Annotated in this window: 18 protein-coding genes; 15 read left to right on the top strand and 3 right to left on the bottom strand. The window is 42.5% G+C overall.

Annotation, left to right across the window (positions count from 1 at the left end; genetic code table 11):
• Window positions 1–6: 6 nt before the first annotated feature.
• From ubiE to tatC, 6 genes are all read left to right on the top strand, one after another.
• Window positions 7–789, top strand: a complete 783-nt coding sequence (gene ubiE, locus DZ860_RS16475; protein ID WP_120033503.1) for a bifunctional demethylmenaquinone methyltransferase/2-methoxy-6-polyprenyl-1,4-benzoquinol methylase UbiE — start codon at window positions 7–9, stop codon at window positions 787–789.
• Window positions 790–797: 8 nt separating this feature from the next.
• Complete coding sequence (locus DZ860_RS16470) at window positions 798–1403, top strand: ubiquinone biosynthesis accessory factor UbiJ (RefSeq protein ID WP_120033501.1); 606 nt, start codon at window positions 798–800, stop codon at window positions 1401–1403.
• Entirely contained in the window at window positions 1400–3034 is a 1635-nt protein-coding gene (gene ubiB, locus DZ860_RS16465) for a ubiquinone biosynthesis regulatory protein kinase UbiB (protein ID WP_120033499.1), read from the top strand. The genes DZ860_RS16470 and ubiB overlap by 4 nt, the downstream gene beginning before the upstream one ends.
• A gap of 50 nt (window positions 3035–3084) precedes the next feature.
• Window positions 3085–3336, top strand: a complete 252-nt coding sequence (gene tatA, locus DZ860_RS16460) for a Sec-independent protein translocase subunit TatA (RefSeq protein ID WP_120033498.1) — start codon at window positions 3085–3087, stop codon at window positions 3334–3336.
• Window positions 3337–3339: 3 nt separating this feature from the next.
• A complete protein-coding gene (tatB, locus tag DZ860_RS16455; protein ID WP_120033496.1) occupies window positions 3340–3726 on the top strand; it encodes a Sec-independent protein translocase protein TatB in 387 nt (128 codons plus the stop codon).
• Between the two features lie 65 nt (window positions 3727–3791).
• Complete coding sequence (gene tatC, locus DZ860_RS16450; protein WP_120033494.1) at window positions 3792–4553, top strand: twin-arginine translocase subunit TatC; 762 nt, start codon at window positions 3792–3794, stop codon at window positions 4551–4553.
• Window positions 4554–4633: 80 nt separating this feature from the next.
• Here the strand turns inward: tatC and DZ860_RS16445 are convergent, their stop codons facing one another.
• Entirely contained in the window at window positions 4634–5395 is a 762-nt protein-coding gene (locus DZ860_RS16445; protein ID WP_120033492.1) for a TatD family hydrolase, read from the bottom strand.
• Window positions 5396–5555: 160 nt separating this feature from the next.
• Here DZ860_RS16445 and hemB point away from each other — a divergent pair, with 160 nt between their 5' ends.
• The 3 genes from hemB to spfP all read left to right on the top strand — a co-directional run bounded on the left by hemB (window position 5556) and on the right by spfP (window position 10371).
• On the top strand, window positions 5556–6599 hold the full coding sequence (hemB, locus tag DZ860_RS16440; RefSeq protein ID WP_120033490.1) for a porphobilinogen synthase: 1044 nt from the start codon (window positions 5556–5558) through the stop codon (window positions 6597–6599).
• Window positions 6600–7330: 731 nt separating this feature from the next.
• Window positions 7331–10132: a DNA polymerase I gene (gene polA / locus DZ860_RS16435; protein WP_120033488.1), complete on the top strand. Its 2802-nt coding sequence runs from the start codon at window positions 7331–7333 to the stop codon at window positions 10130–10132.
• Between the two features lie 191 nt (window positions 10133–10323).
• Window positions 10324–10371 carry a small protein SpfP gene (gene spfP, locus DZ860_RS24965; protein WP_438356636.1) on the top strand — a complete coding sequence of 16 codons (48 nt, stop codon included), beginning with the start codon at window positions 10324–10326 and terminating at the stop codon, window positions 10369–10371.
• A 297-nt stretch (window positions 10372–10668) separates the two neighbouring features.
• Here spfP and yihA read toward each other — a convergent pair whose 3' ends face one another.
• Window positions 10669–11367: a ribosome biogenesis GTP-binding protein YihA/YsxC gene (yihA, locus tag DZ860_RS16430; protein WP_120033486.1), complete on the bottom strand. Its 699-nt coding sequence runs from the start codon at window positions 11365–11367 to the stop codon at window positions 10669–10671.
• Between the two features lie 168 nt (window positions 11368–11535).
• On the opposite strand from yihA, the gene DZ860_RS16425 reads away from it, so the two are divergent.
• The 5 genes from DZ860_RS16425 to hemN all read left to right on the top strand — a co-directional run bounded on the left by DZ860_RS16425 (window position 11536) and on the right by hemN (window position 16165).
• Entirely contained in the window at window positions 11536–12153 is a 618-nt protein-coding gene (locus DZ860_RS16425) for a c-type cytochrome (RefSeq protein WP_120033484.1), read from the top strand.
• Between the two features lie 717 nt (window positions 12154–12870).
• A complete protein-coding gene (locus DZ860_RS16415; protein ID WP_120033471.1) occupies window positions 12871–13509 on the top strand; it encodes a class I SAM-dependent methyltransferase in 639 nt (212 codons plus the stop codon).
• Entirely contained in the window at window positions 13509–14081 is a 573-nt protein-coding gene (gene yihI, locus DZ860_RS16410) for a Der GTPase-activating protein YihI (RefSeq protein ID WP_120033470.1), read from the top strand. The genes DZ860_RS16415 and yihI overlap by 1 nt, the downstream gene beginning before the upstream one ends.
• 9 nt (window positions 14082–14090) lie before the next feature.
• Entirely contained in the window at window positions 14091–14579 is a 489-nt protein-coding gene (locus DZ860_RS16405) for a DUF2489 domain-containing protein (protein ID WP_120033468.1), read from the top strand.
• Window positions 14580–14776: 197 nt separating this feature from the next.
• A complete protein-coding gene (gene hemN, locus DZ860_RS16400) occupies window positions 14777–16165 on the top strand; it encodes an oxygen-independent coproporphyrinogen III oxidase (protein WP_120033466.1) in 1389 nt (462 codons plus the stop codon).
• 95 nt (window positions 16166–16260) lie between these two features.
• On the opposite strand, the gene ilvY is transcribed toward hemN, so the two are convergent.
• Entirely contained in the window at window positions 16261–17151 is an 891-nt protein-coding gene (gene ilvY, locus DZ860_RS16395) for an HTH-type transcriptional activator IlvY (protein ID WP_120033464.1), read from the bottom strand.
• A gap of 144 nt (window positions 17152–17295) precedes the next feature.
• Between ilvY and ilvC the strand changes: the two genes are divergently transcribed.
• Complete coding sequence (ilvC, locus tag DZ860_RS16390) at window positions 17296–18780, top strand: ketol-acid reductoisomerase (protein ID WP_120033461.1); 1485 nt, start codon at window positions 17296–17298, stop codon at window positions 18778–18780.
• Window positions 18781–18949 lie beyond the last annotated feature (169 nt).

Here is an 18949-nt window from a genome sequence, read left to right as displayed (position 1 = left end):
ATAATCATGACGGATACAAGCGTGCAATCGAGCACCGCGCTAGAGTCGCAAGACACGACACACTTTGGTTTTACCACAGTGGCAAAAGAAGAAAAAGTAGCGAAAGTTGCTCAGGTATTTCACTCTGTAGCTGCAAAATACGACATCATGAATGATTTGATGTCTGGCGGTATTCACCGTCTATGGAAACGCTTTACTATCGATTGCAGTGGCGTTCGTCCTGGTCAGCGTATTCTTGATCTTGGTGGTGGTACCGGTGACCTAACTGCTAAGTTCTCTCGAATTGTTGGTGACAAGGGGCATGTGATTCTTGCTGATATCAATAACTCAATGTTGAATGTTGGCCGCGATAAACTGCGTGATAGCGGTATCGTGGGGAACGTGCATTACGTACAAGCAAATGCAGAAGAATTGCCATTCCCTGATGACTATTTTGATGTCATCACGATCAGTTTCTGTTTGCGAAACGTAACAGATAAAGATAAAGCACTGCGCTCTATGTACCGAGTGTTGAAGCCGGGTGGGCGCCTACTTGTATTGGAATTCTCAAAGCCAATCTTAGATCCACTATCAAAAGTTTATGATGCTTATTCATTCCACCTATTGCCTAAAATTGGCGAAGTTGTGGCGAATGATGCCGATAGCTACCGTTATTTAGCTGAGTCTATTCGTATGCACCCAGATCAAGAAACATTGAAAGGTATGATGGATGAGGCTGGGTTTGAGCAAACCAGTTACTACAATTTGACTGGTGGCATCGTAGCTTTGCATCGTGGTTACAAGTTCTAAGGATTATTATGCCAATTGAACCGATCGTCACCGCAGTGATAGAAACCACGCTTAATACCTTGATTAAAGATGACCCTGAATTAGGACGTCGCCTTTCTCGCCTAAAAGGGCAAGTGATCCAAGTGCATTTGAAAGAGCTGAATAAAACACTCACATTTGTGTTTAGCCAGCAGATCGATGTCTTAGCTCACTATGAGGGTACGCCCGATTGCTATCTATCATTAAACTTATCCATATTGCCTGAGCTACGTGAACAAGCAAACATCACCCAATTGATTAAAGAAGATAAGTTGGTGTTGGATGGTGATATTCAGCTCGCACAAAAATTTTCTCAGTTAATGACTGATTGCAAACCGGATATCGAAGAATGGCTATCTCGTGTTACTGGTGATGTTGTTGCACACACCGTAGTCCAGGGCATTCATCAGGTTGGTGGTTTTGTTAAAGCTCGTGCCTTAAAGCATCAAAATCATCTTGGTCAGGTGCTTACTGAAGAATGGCGTTTGTTGCCGCCAGCTTTAGAAGTTGCATATTTCTGTGATCAAGTTGATGACGTTAAAAGTCAAGCTGCGCGTTTGGATGCAAAATTGAATGCACTGTTGGAGCGTGTATGACTCCGACAGAATTAAAGCGACTCTATCGTATTATCAAAGTGCAATTGGAATATGGTTTAGATGAACTGCTGCCAACTCACGAGCTGACTAAAGCGCCATTATTAGCTCGCAAAGGGTTGTTCTGGATTAAAAATCAGCATGCTGATAAACCAATGGGTGAACGTCTTCGTCTAGCTCTACAAGAACTGGGTCCAGTATGGATTAAGTTTGGACAGATGATGTCGACCCGTCGTGATCTATTCCCTGAGCATATCGCTGACCCTCTTGCTTTATTACAAGATCAAGTGTCTCCATTTGATGGTCATCAGGCAAAAGAGCAGATGGAAGCCGCGCTTGGGGCACCTTTAGAAACTTGGTTTACAGACTTTGATATTGAGCCTCTTGCCTCAGCTTCTATTGCCCAGGTTCATACCGCAAAGCGTAAAGATAACGGTCAAGAGGTCGTTCTAAAGGTGATCCGCCCAGATATCCGCCCTGTCATTGATGCTGATATTAAGCTGATGTATCGCATGGCCCATATCGTGGCAAAAACATTGCCGCAAGCGCGTCGCTTAAAGCCAGTAGAAGTCGTTCGAGAATACGAAAAAACACTCATTGATGAATTGGATTTGCGTCGTGAAGCCGCTAACGCGATGCAATTGCGCCGCAACTTTGAAAACAGTGAAGAGTTATACGTACCAGAAGTTTTTCCTGATTATAGTAATGAAACTGTCATGGTTTCTGAGCGAATATACGGGTTTCAAGTTTCTGATATTGAAGGGTTAAAAGCTAACGGTACCAACATGAAGCTTTTGGCAGAGCGTGGTGTGAGTGTCTTCTTTACTCAAGTGTTTCGTGACAGTTTTTTCCACGCGGATATGCACCCTGGCAATGTCTTTGTTAAACCGGAGCATCCAGAAAACCCACAGTGGATTGGCTTGGATTGTGGTATTGTCGGCAGCCTCAATAGCCAAGATAAACGCTATTTAGCTGAAAATTTCTTAGCTTTTTTCAATCGTGATTATCGACGTGTGGCGGAATTGCATGTGGAATCAGGTTGGGTTCCACGTGAAACGAACATCGACGAGTTTGAATTTGCGATTCGCGTAGTGTGTGAGCCAATTTTTGCTAAACCATTATGTGAAATTTCATTTGGCCATGTGCTGTTGAATTTATTCAACACAGCACGTCGCTTTAATATGGAAGTTCAGCCACAGCTCGTATTGCTGCAAAAGACATTACTCTATGTTGAGGGGTTAGGCCGACAGCTCTATCCTCAGCTAGACTTATGGGAAACAGCAAAGCCATTCCTTGAGGAATGGATGATGAATCAAGTAGGGCCTCAGGCCGTAATTAATGCAGTAAAAGATCGTGCGCCTTTCTGGGCTGAGAAACTGCCGGAGTTACCAGAGCTACTTTACGACAGCTTAAGACAAGGTAAAGCCATGAATCAACGCATGGATCAGCTTTATCAAGGCTATCGTGATTCCAAGCGCCAACAAGCGACTGGAAAATTTTTATTTGGTGTTGGAGCCACATTGGTCGTATGCTCGGCAATATTGGTAGACCACACTATAGAGCAACTATCTACAGTGAGTGCCGTTGCGGGTGTCACATTTTGGTTGCTTAGTTGGCGAGCTTATCGTCGTTAGACGTTAAACTCTGTTTATAAATTTGTTTAATAAGACCCGAGGTAAAAATAATGGGTGGTATTAGTATTTGGCAATTATTGATCATTGCTGTAATCGTGATCTTGCTATTTGGTACAAAGAAACTGCGTAACATTGGTGGTGATTTAGGTAGTGCAGTCAAAGGCTTCAAGAAAGCAATGAGTGACGAAGAATCAGCTAAGAAAGACGCAGACGCTGATTTCGAACCAAAAAACTTAGAACAGCAGAAGAAAGACGCAACTGCTGAAACGACTGAAACTAAAAAAGACAAAGAGCAGGCATAATACGTGTTTGATATCGGTTTTTGGGAACTGGTATTGATATCTGTTGTTGGATTGGTGGTTCTAGGTCCTGAACGTCTTCCTCATGCTATTCGTAGTGTCTCGCGTTTTGTGAGCTCAGCGAAGAGTATGGCGAACAGTGTGAAAGATGAAATTTCACACGAGTTGAAAGTCCAAGAATTGCAAGAGAACTTACGCAAAGCAGAAAAAATGGGGATGGAAGATTTATCCCCAGAATTGAAGTCTTCGGTTGAAGAACTTAAGCAAGCTGCGCGTGAGGTCCAGCGTCCTTACGCAAGTAACAAGCCAGAGCAAACAGCGCAGGATGTAGAGAGTGAGGTTTCTCCCACGACTACGCCATCAGACGTTGCGGCAAGTAAGAAAGCCGAATAGTCTCTATTGGGAGGAGCTGCATTTCATATGTGGCTCCTTTTTTATCTTTCATAATGAGGTTCGATATGTCTTCGGTCGAGCAGACACAGCCTTTAATCAGCCATTTACTCGAATTGAGAAATCGTCTATTGCGTGCGTTAGCCGCAGTGTTGGTGGTCTTTCTTGGCTTGATTTATTTTTCTAATGAAATCTATGAATTTGTATCAAAGCCACTGGTAGATCGTTTGCCAGCAGGGGCAACAATGATCGCAACAGATGTGGCATCGCCATTTTTTACGCCATTGAAGTTGACCCTAATATCGGCGGTTTTCTTATCTGTGCCCTTGATTTTGTATCAGGTGTGGGCTTTTGTCGCACCGGGTTTGTATAAGCATGAACGCCGTTTAATTATGCCGTTGATGTTTTCGAGCTCGTTATTATTCTACTGCGGTGTTGCTTTTGCGTATTTCATCGTATTCCCGCTGGTGTTTGGTTTCTTTACTGCGATTTCACTCGGCGGCGTTGAATTTGCCACTGATATATCGAGTTACTTAGACTTTGTTTTGGCTCTGTTCCTTGCATTTGGTATCGCATTTGAAGTTCCTGTCGCCATTATTCTTCTATGTTGGACGGGTGCAACGACTCCACAAAGCTTACGGGAAAAGCGCCCATACATTGTTGTGATGGCGTTTATTGTGGGAATGCTGTTGACGCCACCTGACATTATTTCTCAAACATTATTGGCAATTCCAATGTGTTTGCTATTTGAAGTCGGGCTCTTCTTTACTCGTTTTTATGCACCGCGAGATAACTCGCGTGATGAGGAAAACGAGCAAGAACAAGAGTAACGCTCTTTTGAATAGCGTTAAGATGATAAAAAGGTTGGCCTATGCCAACCTTTTTTTATTAGTCATGGATATGTTTTTTACTAAAGGTCGAACAACGAAGTTGCATTTTTAGTGGTGATTAAGCTGACTTCTTCGATGGTCATATCACGTAGTTGCGCCACTCTTTGTGCCACCAATTGTGTGTAGGCTGGCTCATTTCGTTTTCCTCGATGAGGAACAGGAGCGAGATATGGGCAGTCAGTTTCAAGTACGAGGTAGTCGAGATCCAACTCAGGAATTACCACATCCATACCTCCATTTTTAAATGTGGATACACCGCCGAGGCCAAGGTGAAAGCCCAGTTCGTTAATCGCTTTTGCTTCTTCGATGCTACCGCCAAAACAATGAAATACACCGCGTAAAGAGCCATTCTGCTCTTTTTCTAAGAGCGCTAGAGTTTCTTGAATAGAGTCTCGGGTATGAATAACAACCGGGAGATTCATCTCTTTCGCCCAACTTAGCTGGGTTGTAAATGCCATTTCTTGTTCATGTCGATATGTTTTATCCCAGTAGAGATCAATACCAATCTCACCCACAGCGATAAACTCATGTTGGGAGAACTGCTGATAGATTTTCTCTAGAGTTTGTTCGACATTACCATCCACATAACAAGGGTGTAAGCCCATCATTGAACGACAAAGCGTTGGGTATAACGCTTCCGTTTTCAGCATCGGTTCAATAGATTCTAAATCGATGTTTGGTAGCAATATTTTACTAATGCCTTGTGCTAATGCGCGCTGAACGACTTCATCACGATCATTATCAAATTCGCTGGCATATATGTGGGCATGGGTATCGATCATGGTATTGTTCTCTAAGTGCTGCTCTCTAAGTAGTGATGACTTCAGTATACGGTAGTGTGAGTATGAGGTCATTTTTTGCATTTTTAAGGTTTGCCGCTAGCGTAGGAAAGTCAGAGTGATATGATTTGTCTCGGTACTTTCATCATCGAAGGAGAATAGTGTGTCAGTTTCGATTCAAGGGCAATTTCCCGGCCGCCGTATGCGACGTATGCGTAAGCATGATTTTAGCCGTCGTTTAATGGCAGAAAATCAGTTGTCAGTTAACGATCTTATTTACCCAATGTTTATCTTAATGGGTAAAGATCGCCGTGAGCCGGTCGAATCAATGCCTGGTGTTGAACGCTTATCCATCGATCTCATGTTGGAAGAAGCACAATATCTGGCAAACCTAGGTGTACCTGCTATCGCTTTATTCCCTGTTGTGAATCAAGATGCGAAAAGCCTTTGTGCTGCAGAAGCATATAATCCAGAGGGCTTGGTTCAACGAGCAGTTCGTTCACTAAAAGAACATATTCCTCAAATTGGCGTGATCACTGATGTGGCTCTCGATCCTTTTACCACACATGGTCAAGATGGCATCATTGATGAAGAAGGTTACGTGCTTAATGATGAAACCACTGAGGTGCTAATCAAACAAGCATTGTCTCATGCTGAGGCTGGCGCGGATGTTGTCGCACCATCTGATATGATGGATGGTCGAATTGGAGCAATCCGAAAAGCGCTTGAAGAAGCGGGTCACATTAATACTCAAATCATGGCGTACTCCGCGAAATATGCCTCTTGTTACTATGGACCATTCCGTGATGCCGTCGGTTCAGCTTCGAATCTAAAAGGTGGCAACAAGAAGAACTATCAAATGGATCCAGCGAACAGTGATGAAGCCATTCATGAAGTGGCAATGGACATCAATGAAGGCGCGGACATGGTGATGGTTAAGCCAGGTATGCCATATTTAGATGTGGTTCGCCGAGTTAAATCTGAATTACAAGTGCCAACTTTCGCTTATCAAGTGTCTGGTGAGTACGCAATGCATAAAGCGGCTTTCCAAAATGGGTGGTTAAAAGAACGCGAAACGGTTCTTGAATCTTTAATGTGTTTTAAACGTGCGGGTGCCGATGGTATTTTAACTTACTTCGCAAAAGACGTAGCCGAGTGGCTTGCAGAAGATAATGCACAAGCAGCGAAACATCTTAATCAAGATTAGATTGTAGAACATGATAAGCCGACTAATGTCGGCTTTTTTATTGTTTTATCAAAATGGTGGTGTAGGGGAGCAGTGGCTATTTTTTGCAAAATTCTGAGCGAGTTGATTAGTGAGCGAACAAACTAAATGAGATTATTTCGCATTTAATGGTTGACGAGTTAAATGCGAATGATTATTATTAATCTCGTCTTAAGGGATAAGGACAGTTCACAAGGATGTTGAGTTACTTGAATCTTTACAGAATCAGTGATGAAGCGGCAACTTTACGAACTTGCACTCGTTCTTTTTTGACACGACATTGCTCACATTGCTTCCAGTGTAATTTATAGCTTTATGGCAAAGCAGTCATTTTTATATGGTTTGGCTTTGGCCCTTTTCGCTAGGCGACATCGAAAGATGTCGCTTTTTTTATGCTTGTCATTTTATGTCGAACAAAAGGGCACCAGCACTCTTTTCCACAATTGAGGATCGAAAAACGATCTCTGATTGCCGGATCGATCATTAAATTAATCCTTTAAAAACAAACTAATACAAATAAAAGCGTTGTTTTGTTACGTAAAAAAAAGAGCAGTGGATAACTTATATAAACAGACTTATCCACAGATTTAATGTTGACTATCTGTCTTTGTTGAAAAATGTGTGAGCCACTTGATCGACTTAACATGGATTCACTGCGGCAGTCATGGCATCCTAAGCAAATAATTTGCTTTCTCTTTGGATACTGAAAGACTATGGCTCGCATTCCTGACAACCCTTTGATCCTCATCGATGGTTCTTCTTATTTATATCGCGCATTTCATGCTTACCCAGGCACCATGAGTAATGGTGAGATACCAACAAATGCCGTATATGGCGTGGTTAACATGTTACGTAGCATGATGCGTCAGTTTGCTTCTGATCGTATAGCGGTGGTGTTTGATGCTAAAGGCAAAACATTCCGTGATGATCTGTATCCTGAATATAAAGCCAATCGCCCGCCAATGCCTGATGATCTTCGTTGCCAGATTGAGCCGTTACACAACGTCATTCGAGCAATGGGTCTTCCGTTGATTTCTATTTCGGGTGTCGAAGCAGATGACGTGATCGGAACATTGGCTCACCAAGCATCTCAGCTTGGTATGCCTGTTTTGATCAGCACCGGTGATAAAGATATGGCTCAATTGGTTGATGAGAACGTAACTCTGATCAACACAATGACAAACGTGGTGATGGATAGAGAGGGCGTGATCGAAAAGTTTGGTATTCCACCTGAACTTATCATTGATTACCTTGCACTAATGGGCGACAAGGTCGATAACATTCCAGGCGTTCCCGGCGTAGGTGATAAAACAGCGACAGCACTATTACAAGGTATTGGTAGCTTAGAGACGCTGTATGAAAACCTTGATGATATTGCTCCTCTCGGTTTCCGTGGCTCTAAGACGATGGCGAAGAAGTTACTAGACAATAAAGACAATGCGTTAATGTCTTACGAGCTAGCGACAATCAAATTAGACGTTGAGCTTGAAGAGTCACCGGAATCATTAGTGAAATCCGAGCCGAATAAAGATGAGTTGATTAAGCTTTATGGCAGCCTTGTTTTTAAGTCATGGTTAAATGAATTACTAGACGGTGGTTCTGGTTCGGTTGAAGCTGATGAGAAATCAGGAGCGATGCGTTCAGCCCGCACTGACAGCAGCACATCAGAGATTGAAATGGATACCTCGTCGGTATCGATTGATCGCAGCCAATACGAAACTATTTTAGATCAAGAGACATTCCAAGTTTGGTTGGAAAAGCTTAAAGCATCAGAAGTATTCGCCTTTGATACTGAAACCGATAGTTTAGATTATATGGTAGCGAATCTTGTTGGTGTCTCTTTTGCCACAGAAGAAGGTGTTGCTGCTTATGTTCCTGTTGCTCATGACTATCTTGATGCACCAGTACAGCTAGAGCGTGATTGGGTACTTGAACAACTTAAGCCTATTTTAGAAGATTCAGCACAAGCAAAAGTGGGTCAAAACCTAAAATATGATGCAAGCGTATTAGCACGCTACGGCATTGAAATGCGAGGTATTAAGTTTGACACCATGTTGGCTTCTTACGTTTATAACAGCGTGGGTGGTAAACATGATATGGACAGCTTAGCTTTACGCTTCCTTCAACACAGCTGTATCTCGTTTGAGCAAATTGCGGGTAAAGGTAAAAAACAGCTGACATTTAATCAAATAGATTTAGAGCAAGCGTCGCCTTATGCCGCAGAAGATGCTGATGTTACTTTGCGCTTACACCATCGCTTGAATGCTAATCTTGAAAAAGATGAGAAGCTTAACCGCATATACCAAGAAATAGAAATGCCATTGGTTCCGGTCATCTCTCGTATTGAGCGTACTGGTGTATTGATTGACGATATGATGCTGTCTAGCCAATCACAGGAAATTGCTGCGCGTCTTGATGAGTTAGAACAACAAGCTTATGAAGTGGCGGAGCAAGAGTTCAATATGAACTCACCAAAGCAGCTTCAAGCGTTGCTATTTGAAAAGATGGGTTTACCAGTTATCAAGAAAACGCCATCAGGCACGCCATCAACCAATGAAGAAGTATTGCAAGAACTGGCATTGGATTACCCATTACCTAAACTGATTCTTGAATACCGAGGCTTAGCGAAGCTTAAATCGACCTATACCGATAAACTACCGAAGATGATTAACCCTGAAACGGGAAGAGTACATACATCGTATCATCAAGCAGTCACGGCAACGGGGCGTTTGTCTTCTACCGATCCTAACTTGCAGAATATTCCAATTCGTAACGAAGAGGGACGTCGTATTCGCCAAGCATTTATTGCACCTCATGGGTATAAAATCTTGGCTGTCGATTACTCTCAAATTGAGCTGCGGATTATGGCGCACTTATCTGGCGATAAAGCGTTACTTGAAGCTTTCCAACAAGGTAAAGATATTCACGCTGCGACCGCCGCGGAGATTATTGGTGTTGATATTAACGATGTGACCAGTGAGCAACGCCGCCGTGCGAAAGCCGTCAACTTTGGCTTGATTTATGGTATGAGCGCGTTTGGTTTAGCTAAGCAACTGGGCATCCCTCGCAGTGAAGCACAGCTATACATGGATAAATACTTCGAACGTTATCCTGGCGTGATGCAATATATGGAAGATACACGTAGCTCTGCTTCAGAGCTCGGCTATGTTGAAACCATTTTTGGCCGTCGTTTGCACTTACCTGAAATTCAATCTCGTAATGGTATGCGTCGTAAAGCTGCAGAGCGAGCAGCAATCAATGCTCCTATGCAAGGCACAGCGGCTGATATCATCAAGAAGGCAATGCTTTTAGTTGATGAGTGGATTCAAGCTGAGGGAGATGGGCGTGTGAAACTGCTCATGCAAGTGCACGATGAACTGGTTTTTGAAGTACAAGAATCAGCTTTGGCTGAGATTGAAATAAAAGTACAGAAATTGATGGAATCTGCAGCGGCTCTAGATGTACCACTGATTGCAGAAGCTGGTCACGGTGACAACTGGGATCAAGCGCACTAGACAATATTCAATCAGAATCAAGCTAATTACATGAGCCAGCGCACAAACGCTGGCTTTTTTTGATGTTTATAAAATCAATTGGCCATTTGTTGTCTTGTATGTTCCTTGTACTTTTATGAAAAAAACTTACAAAAACTATTTTCATTTCTGACCAATTGTTGTACATTAATTCTGTAGGGTACAGAGGTAAGATGTTCTATCTTTCAGACCTTTTGTTTCACGTTATTGGATTAGGCTGATTCAGCCGCCCCAGTCAGCTTTTGACTGGGGCGTTTTTTATTGTGGCAAAGAAAAATTTCCCTACCTCTCATATTCGAAGCTTTTTCTGCGACCTCTTCACCACTAAACTCCTTATAAAATAGCTGATTTCTGAAAATTTGTTACATTTAGTGTAACTCAGAAGATATTTATATTATTTTTTATATCAATCGGCAGTTGCTATAGTTTTTATGAATGTAAAAAACCCCGCCATAAGGCAGGGTCTCTATTTTCATGCACAGTGAGATGGTTACGAATCTAAGCTTAAACGTAAGTTCTTAGCTTAATTTCTCGTTGCCATCTTCGTTGTGGCTATCCATTTCTTGTACTGATTGTTCGTCTAACAGTTCAATGTCTTGATCTGCATTTTCAAAAGCAGGAGCAAACCATTCATCAAGCTTGTTGCGAAGAACATCAACACCAATTCCTTTCAATGAAGAAAATACGTCAACTTTTACCGTACCACCAAAGCCCTGTGATGATTCACGGATCTTAAGTAGTTGTGCTTTACGAGCGCCACTTTTCAGTTTGTCTGCTTTCGTTAATAGCACCTGTACAGGGATATTACTATCGACTGCCCAGTAAATAAGTTGTTGGTCGAGATCTTTCATTGGGTGACGGATATCCATTAAAACGACAAGCCCTTTCAGACAACGACGTTTTTGCAGGTATTCACCCAGAGATTTCTGCCATTTTTTCTTTAGTTCAATCGGAACCTGAGCAAAACCATATCCCGGAAGGTCGACGATATGGCAACCATCAGTAACCTTGAATAGGTTAATCAACTGCGTACGACCAGGAGTTTTACTGGTTTTAGCCAAGCTTCTTTGGTTAGTAAGGCGGTTCAGAGAACTTGACTTACCTGCGTTGGAGCGGCCAGCAAACGCAATTTCGATGCCTTCATCTTCTGGCAAGGCACGAATATCAGGTGCACTTGTGATGAAATGGGTGTTTTGGTAACTAATTTTTACGCTCACTGTTAACTCCATCTCGACTTTGTGTAGTCGATTGATTACTTTTTTGTGAAAATGTGTAAAATAACCGTGCTCGGCATAAGGTCGCCTATTGTACCATGAGTCGCCACTGAGAGTGAGTAGCAACTGATCAGTGGTGCTTGGAAGCTTGATAATTATAAATGGAATGTCATGAAGAAATTAGCGCTAATCTTGAGTCTTTTCGCCAGCTGCTCCGTATGGGCCCAAGGCAGCATCGAGGCTGGTAAAGCAAAATCTCAAACCTGTGTTGCCTGTCATGGAGCAGATGGCAACAGTCAACTTGAAATGTACCCAAAACTTGCCGGTCAACATGCTAAGTATATCGAAAAGCAGTTAAAAGACCTTAAACTTGGGATGACGAGCAATGGTAAGCAAGGCCGCATGGACCCTGTCATGAGTGGTATGGCGATGCCTCTGTCTGAACAAGACATGAAAGATCTCGCTGCTTACTATGCATCACTACCAATTTCATCGAATACGACTCCAGAAAATGTTGTTGAGTCGGGTAAACAGCTATATGCAGCTGGCGATCCTGAGCGTGGTTTAACCGCATGTATCGCTTGTCATGGCCCACGAGGTAATGGCACTGAACTGTCTGGTTTCCCTAAAATTTCGGGGCAACATGCAGATTATATTAAACTACAACTCGAGAAATTCCGTTCAGGAACACGTGGTAATGATATGAATGCCATGATGAGTGATGTAGCGAAAAAGTTAACGGATGAAGATATTACCGTCCTTTCTAACTATGTTGGTGGCCTTCACTAATCACCTATAATCGTTCGAGCAATTTAACATGATAAAGCCTCAGCCAACTGCTGGGGCTTTTTCTTTTGAGCAGTATCACAATGGAAAAATGGGAGAAGAGAGCCAACTTGCTCCTCTTGTTGTAAGAGAATGACCATATCATTTTCGGTCAATTTCTCTCTCTTATTTATAAGGTTCTGATTTTAAATGCCATTGTATATGCTTGATAAATTGTCGCTAAAATTTTTGGTTGGAGCCTTGCCTCGTTATCGAGATGGGATAAAGTAATCCCAATAGCAGGATGCTACATAATGGATTTAAGACAAGGCTTGTCTCCAAGGATGCAGGTAAGGAATATCTGAAAGAGTCAAGATGGAACTTTAGTAGGTCGGAGACTTACTGGATAGGGATGGTCGATTTGTCTAATGGTGTAGACAGTGAAATGGATCCGGTTCAGGGTGAACCCAGTGATAGGATGTTAAAAACGGAAAGCTAAAATTCATTAGGATGATGAAAAACGATACCCTTTTAGCAAGGAAAGCGGAAACAACAAATGGATTTTGGTGGCACATTGTTTTGTGCAACTAAGTTTTGCCAAGTGGCATTTAGAAAGCGATAGGGTCTACCTATCGCTTTTTTTATATCTATTTTTACCAAATTGACGATTATTTACGCAATAGGGCTCCACTCTATAGTGAGTTTCTGGTATGTTTCGCATCCTTATTTGAGGATGGATAGATGCATAACTGCCCACTTTGTCAAAGCACACAAACTCCGCAATACTTTGTAGATAAGCGTCGTGAGTATCTGCAATGCCAACGTTGCGATTTGGTGTTTGTAAACCCAGAACAACGTTTGGATGCAAAGGCAGAAAAAGCGCACTATGATCTGCATGAGAATAACCCTACAGATGTAGGTTACCGTCGCTTTTTATCTCGGCTTTCAGTTCCGTTACTAGAAAAAGTGGCGCCAAACTCGAATGGGTTAGATTTTGGTTGTGGTCCCGGTCCAACATTATCAATTATGTTGCAAGAACACGGACACACAATGCAGTTGTACGATATTTACTACCATACTGATACGTCGGTACTGCTAAATACGTATGACTTTATTACTGCCACTGAAGTTATCGAGCATTTATATGAGCCTGATAAAGTGTGGCAGCAATGGTTGAATTTGGTTAAACCAGGTGGCTGGATTGGTTTGATGACCAAGATGGTAATCGACGTGGAAGCGTTCGCTGGATGGCACTATAAAAATGACCTGACTCACGTGGTGTTTTTTAGCTGCAAAACATTTCAGTACTTGGCGGAGCGGGATAAGCTCGAACTTGAATTTATTGAAAATGATGTAATTTTGCTGAGGAAAACCCAGTAATGAGCCGTACTAAAAAAAGCCGTTCGGGCACAAGTAGTAGTGAAGTGATTGTCGTACGTAACCGTAGTCAATCTGATGTAGACGGTCGTCTACGTAAGCGTATTAAAAACCGCAAAGGCCTGAAAACCGGTAGCCGTAACGCTGAAACAAAAGAGCAAAATAAGCAAGGTAACGGACAACAGCGTGATCCGCGCTTAGGCAGTAAGAAAAAAATTCCTCTTATTGTTGAAGCGCCGAAAAAACTAAGCAAAGCTGACCGTCGTATTAGCGCTGAGAAAGAACTAGAAATGCTAGAGAATGATGCACAACTGAATGTGCTATTAGATCGTCTAGAAGAAGGTGAGAAGCTTGGTGTTGGTCTACAGAAATATGTAGATGAAAAACTAAATCGCATCGAAGCTCTAATGAAGCAGCTAGGTATCTACGAAGTAGATGCGGATCTTGAAGAAGAGTACGAAGATGAAGCTGCTTCTATTGCACCTAGTGCGAAAAAAGTAGGTAAAAAATCTTCTTCAGATGAAGATTTGCTTTCTCAATTTGAAGACATCGATTTGGACCAATTTAAAGGGTAAGGGGAAGTCATGAGTGTAACCTTATTAGCCATTGCTGGTGGAGTCATAATCCTCGGCTTAGCATCATATGCGGGTTACCTTCTGCTCCAACTTAAGAAGCAAAAGGAATTGCAGCTGCAACACCGTAAGCTCGCGATTGAAAAACGTAACGCTAATATTTTTGAAAATGTGAATACGTTATGTTTAGCGGGAATTCAAGGTCAGTGTGATTTGTCAGAAATCAGCATTCGTGTTTATTGCATTATGGATTACGTCCAAGGCGATGAGCGTGTTGATTTCGAGCAAGAATATCCAGCTATCTCCGAGCTATATCATGTTGTAAAAGATATGCCTCGAGGTGAACAGCGTCAGGAACTGGCTAAGCAAGAACGCATGCAGCAAAATCTTACGCGTCATAAAGCAGAATCTCGCTTACAAGATGCGATGATTGAAGAGTTGAAGCTACTTCAGCAAAAAATCCGACCTTTAAATAATCAGATCAATATTCAAATGATCTAATCGCTAGCTTGGTCACTGGTCTTTTGTTTGTGTAATGTCGATTTAAGGTCATTACGTATACACTTAAAAAGAGTAAGTGATCGAGCTATCAGTTCTGAATTTTCATTCTTAAAATAGGCTTTGCTACTCTACGTAACACCTATAGGTGTGGCAAAATAGCCTGTTAATAACAAATAAGTCACAAACGGAAGTCGTATATGTCGCAGTCAGTCGTCGCAAGCCAACAAATTGTATGGGATCAAGCCATTCTCGATAAGTACAACTACTCTGGGCCTCGCTACACGTCTTACCCGACCGCTTTAGAGTTTCATGAAGCGTTCACTGGCGCAGACTTTGATATGGCGTGTACGGAATACCCTGAACGTCCATTATCTTTGTACATACACATTCCATTTTGTCATAAGCTTTGCTACTACTGCGGCTGTAATAAGGTAATTACTCGCCACGTACACAAAGCGGATGAATACCTTGATGCACTTGAGTTAGAAATTCGTACTCGAGCTTCATTGCTACAAGGCCGAAAAGTGACTCAACTTCATTTTGGCGGTGGTACACCAACATTCCTATCTAAAGACCAAATCACCCGAGTTATGGCGATATTACGCGGTGAATTTTTCTTTGAAGAAACCGCTGAAATTAGTATTGAAGTGGATCCACGCGAGATTGAGCTCGATATGTTGGATCACCTACGCAGCGAGGGCTTTAACCGCCTAAGCATTGGCGTGCAAGATTTTAATAAAGAAGTTCAAGTTTTGGTTAACCGCGAGCAAGATGAAGAGTTTATCTTTGCTATGGTTGCCCGTGCTAAGCAATTGGGTTTCCGCTCGACAAACCTTGATCTTATTTATGGCTTACCAAAGCAAACGAAGCAGTCATTTGCTGACACCATGCAACAAGTATTGCAAATGAAGCCGGGCCGTTTATCTGTTTTTAACTATGCTCATATGCCGCAGTTGTTTGCAGCGCAACGCAAAATTAAAGATGAAGATTTACCGCTTGCTGAAGAAAAAATGGCGATTCTACAAGATACCATTTCAACACTAACAGATGCGGGTTATCAATTTATTGGTATGGACCATTTTGCACTGCCAGATGATGAACTTGCTGTTGCTCAGCGTGAGGGTATTTTGCATCGTAATTTCCAAGGCTACACCACCCAAGGTGAGTGTGATTTAGTCGGCTTTGGTGTATCAGCTATATCGATGATTGGTGATGCTTACGCTCAAAACCAGAAAGAATTGAAAAAATACTACGCACAAGTGAATGAGCATCGTCATGCGCTATGGAAAGGCGTAGCGCTTGATAATGATGATCTGATTCGTCGTGAAGTGATTAAACAGCTTATCTGTAACTTCAAACTCGACAAAACCGCCATTGAGCGTGAATTTGGTTTGACGTTTAATCATTACTTTAAGCAGGATATGGAACTGCTTCAAACTTTTATTAATGATGAGCTAGTTGAAGTTGATGATAGTGAAATTCGAGTCACATTGCGCGGTCGTTTGTTGATTCGTAATATTTGTATGTGTTTCGATAAGTACTTACGTGATCGCGCTCGTCAGCAGCAGTTTTCTCGCGTTATTTAATCCATCATTTGATGAGTGACACTGAACATAAAGCCTCGTTTTAGCGAGGCTTTTTGGTTTCTAGTCGATAGAGATGATAATTAGGCATCGAAAGGCTATGGCGTGATGTAATTTGCTTGAGCCACATTCCATAACGCTTTAACCAGCGGATTTTCGAGCTCTGACTTTTTGCAGCATACCCCTAGTTTGAATGGTTCAATAGAAGCGACTTTCAAACGGGCAATTTTATCTCGTACCGGACTATTATTGATCACCACATCAGGAGCAATCCCGACCCCGCACCCAAGTGCAACCATACTTACGATGGCTTCGTGTCCAGAAACCTGCGCATAGATGTTAGGCTTAATTTTCATCTCTCTAAACCAAGCATTTGCTCTGTCTCTCGCCGTTCCGGCTTCCGGTACGATAAAGGGAACCTCTGACCAATCAGGTGATGTTTTCTGTAACTCTTGTGCAAAATTACTGACGCCATCTGGAGCAATCACCGAAAGTGGGATTTCACTGATGGTTTCGAAAGCGACTCGATTTGGTAAATGATCAGGGAGGGCAGAAATCGCAATATCCACGTCTCCATTGAGTAATTTATCTATCGCTTGAGCTGGGTCTCCCGTTGACAGTTTGAACTCAATAAAAGGATGTTGGAGTCGAAACTCGGATAGCAATTGAGGCAGATGACTGTAGCTTGCGGTGACCGAGCAGAACAAACGAATTTCACCCCGCAGTTCAGGGTTAAGTTGCTTCAAATGCTGATGGTAACTCTGCCATTCCCCAGAAATTCTCAATGCAACAGGAAGTAGTTTCTTAGCTGCTGGTGTCAGTTCTACGCTGCGATTGTCACGAAGAAAAAGGGCCTGCCCAGTTTCAGTTTCTAATTTTTGAATCTGACGACTAAGCGCGGATGGGCTTATGTGCATAGCTGAAGCTGTTTTTGCAAAGCTTTTACTTTCACATAAATGGATGAATAACTTCAGGCTTTTAATGTTCATTACGCGATAACTTCCATGTTGCATTTATTGCAATAACTAATTGTGAATATATCACTTTAAGCAATTTGGTGTCTGTTTTAGTATCGAATCATTCGATAGAGGACTATCGACCTAATGGAAAGAATCTTAAAGGAGTACCCTGCAATGGCTAACTATTTCAATACCTTAAATTTGCGTGAGCAGCTTGACCAATTAGGTCGCTGTCGTTTTATGGACCGTTCAGAATTCGCATCAGAAGCGGATTACCTGAAAGGTAAGAAAGTGGTCATCGTTGGTTGTGGTGCTCAAGGTCTAAACCAAGGTCTAAATATGCGCGATTCTGGCCTAGATGTGGCTTATGCACTACGTCAGGCGGCCATTGATGAGAAGCGTCAGTCGTTTAAAAACGCTAGTGAGAATGGTTTTGAAGTCGGTAGCTACGAAACATTGATCCCTCAAGCGGATTTAGTGATGAACTTAACACCGGATAAACAACACACTAATGTGGTTGAAACGGTGATGCCACTAATGAAGCAGGGCGCCGCGCTGGGTTACTCTCACGGTTTCAACGTCGTTGAAGAAGGCATGCAAATTCGTTCGGACATCACGGTTGTGATGGTCGCTCCTAAGTGTCCGGGCACTGAAGTTCGTGAAGAGTACAAACGTGGTTTCGGCGTTCCAACACTTATCGCTGTACACCCAGAAAACGATCCAAAAGGTGAGGGCTGGGACATTGCTAAAGCATGGGCTGCGGCAACAGGTGGCCATCGCGCAGGTTGTTTAGAGTCTTCATTCGTTGCGGAAGTAAAATCGGATCTGATGGGTGAACAAACCATCTTGTGTGGTATGTTGCAAGCTGGCTCTATCGTCTGTTATGAAAAGATGATCGCCGATGGCATTGATCCTGGTTATGCTGGAAAACTTCTTCAATTCGGCTGGGAAACCATTACTGAAGCACTGAAGTTTGGTGGCATTACACACATGATGGATCGCCTATCAAACCCCGCTAAAATCAGAGCATTTGAGCTTTCAGAAGAGTTGAAAGAGTTAATGCGTCCACTGTACAACAAACACATGGATGACATCATTGAGGGCGAATTCTCTCGCACTATGATGGCGGATTGGGCAAATGATGATGCGAACCTTCTAGGTTGGCGCGCAGAAACTGGTGAAACTGCCTTTGAAAACTACCCAGTGACTGACATTGAAATTTCAGAGCAAGAATACTTTGATAACGGTATCTTAATGGTTGCTATGGTACGCGCTGGGGTTGAATTAGCCTTTGAAGCAATGACCGCATCAGGCATTATTGACGAATCCGCGTACTACGAGTCTTTGCATGAGCTTCCGTTGATTGCCAATACTATAGCTCGTAAGCGTTTATACGAAATGAACGTAGTTATCTCTGATACAGCAGAATACGGAAACTATCTATTTGCAAATGTTGCTACACCACTGTTGCGCGAGAAATTTATGTCTTCAGTTAATACGGACGTTATCGGCAAAGGGTTAGGCGAAACATCAAATCAAGTGGATAACGCAACGCTAATCCATGTGAACGAAACAGTTCGTAACCATCCTGTTGAATATATTGGTGAAGAGCTTCGTGGTTACATGACCGATATGAAACGTATCGCTGTTGGTGGCTAATAAAAGGTTCGGTTAAGAAAGCACAGAGAGGCTTCAACTCCGAATAAAAGAACTCCAGGCAGACTGGGGTCATTAAATACAAAAGCAAACACAATCAAAAATAAAAGGCTTGGTCGCCGTTGACCAAGCCTTTTTTGTTTCTACTTGTTCTCTCTAACAATGGCTATGG

Source organism: Vibrio sinensis (assembly GCF_003605645.1).
GTDB classification, from domain to species: domain Bacteria; phylum Pseudomonadota; class Gammaproteobacteria; order Enterobacterales; family Vibrionaceae; genus Vibrio; species Vibrio sinensis.
The sequence above is the reverse complement of the archived record's forward strand: the minus strand, read 5'-3'. Positions and strand labels throughout refer to the sequence as shown.

Bases quoted from the DNA above. Each gene is read 5' to 3' on its own strand.
- ubiE (WP_120033503.1), top strand. From the start codon at position 7: ATGACGGATACAAGCGTGCAATCGAGCACCGCGCTAGAGTCGCAAGAC.
- DZ860_RS16470 (WP_120033501.1), top strand. From the start codon at position 798: ATGCCAATTGAACCGATCGTCACCGCAGTGATAGAAACCACGCTTAAT.
- ubiB (WP_120033499.1), top strand. From the start codon at position 1,400: ATGACTCCGACAGAATTAAAGCGACTCTATCGTATTATCAAAGTGCAA.
- tatA (WP_120033498.1), top strand. From the start codon at position 3,085: ATGGGTGGTATTAGTATTTGGCAATTATTGATCATTGCTGTAATCGTG.
- tatC (WP_120033494.1), top strand. From the start codon at position 3,792: ATGTCTTCGGTCGAGCAGACACAGCCTTTAATCAGCCATTTACTCGAA.
- DZ860_RS16445 (WP_120033492.1), bottom strand. From the start codon at position 5,395: ATGATCGATACCCATGCCCACATATATGCCAGCGAATTTGATAATGAT.
- polA (WP_120033488.1), top strand. From the start codon at position 7,331: ATGGCTCGCATTCCTGACAACCCTTTGATCCTCATCGATGGTTCTTCT.
- DZ860_RS16425 (WP_120033484.1), top strand. From the start codon at position 11,536: ATGAAGAAATTAGCGCTAATCTTGAGTCTTTTCGCCAGCTGCTCCGTA.
- DZ860_RS16415 (WP_120033471.1), top strand. From the start codon at position 12,871: ATGCATAACTGCCCACTTTGTCAAAGCACACAAACTCCGCAATACTTT.
- yihI (WP_120033470.1), top strand. From the start codon at position 13,509: ATGAGCCGTACTAAAAAAAGCCGTTCGGGCACAAGTAGTAGTGAAGTG.
- DZ860_RS16405 (WP_120033468.1), top strand. From the start codon at position 14,091: ATGAGTGTAACCTTATTAGCCATTGCTGGTGGAGTCATAATCCTCGGC.
- hemN (WP_120033466.1), top strand. From the start codon at position 14,777: ATGTCGCAGTCAGTCGTCGCAAGCCAACAAATTGTATGGGATCAAGCC.
- ilvY (WP_120033464.1), bottom strand. From the start codon at position 17,151: ATGAACATTAAAAGCCTGAAGTTATTCATCCATTTATGTGAAAGTAAA.
- ilvC (WP_120033461.1), top strand. From the start codon at position 17,296: ATGGCTAACTATTTCAATACCTTAAATTTGCGTGAGCAGCTTGACCAA.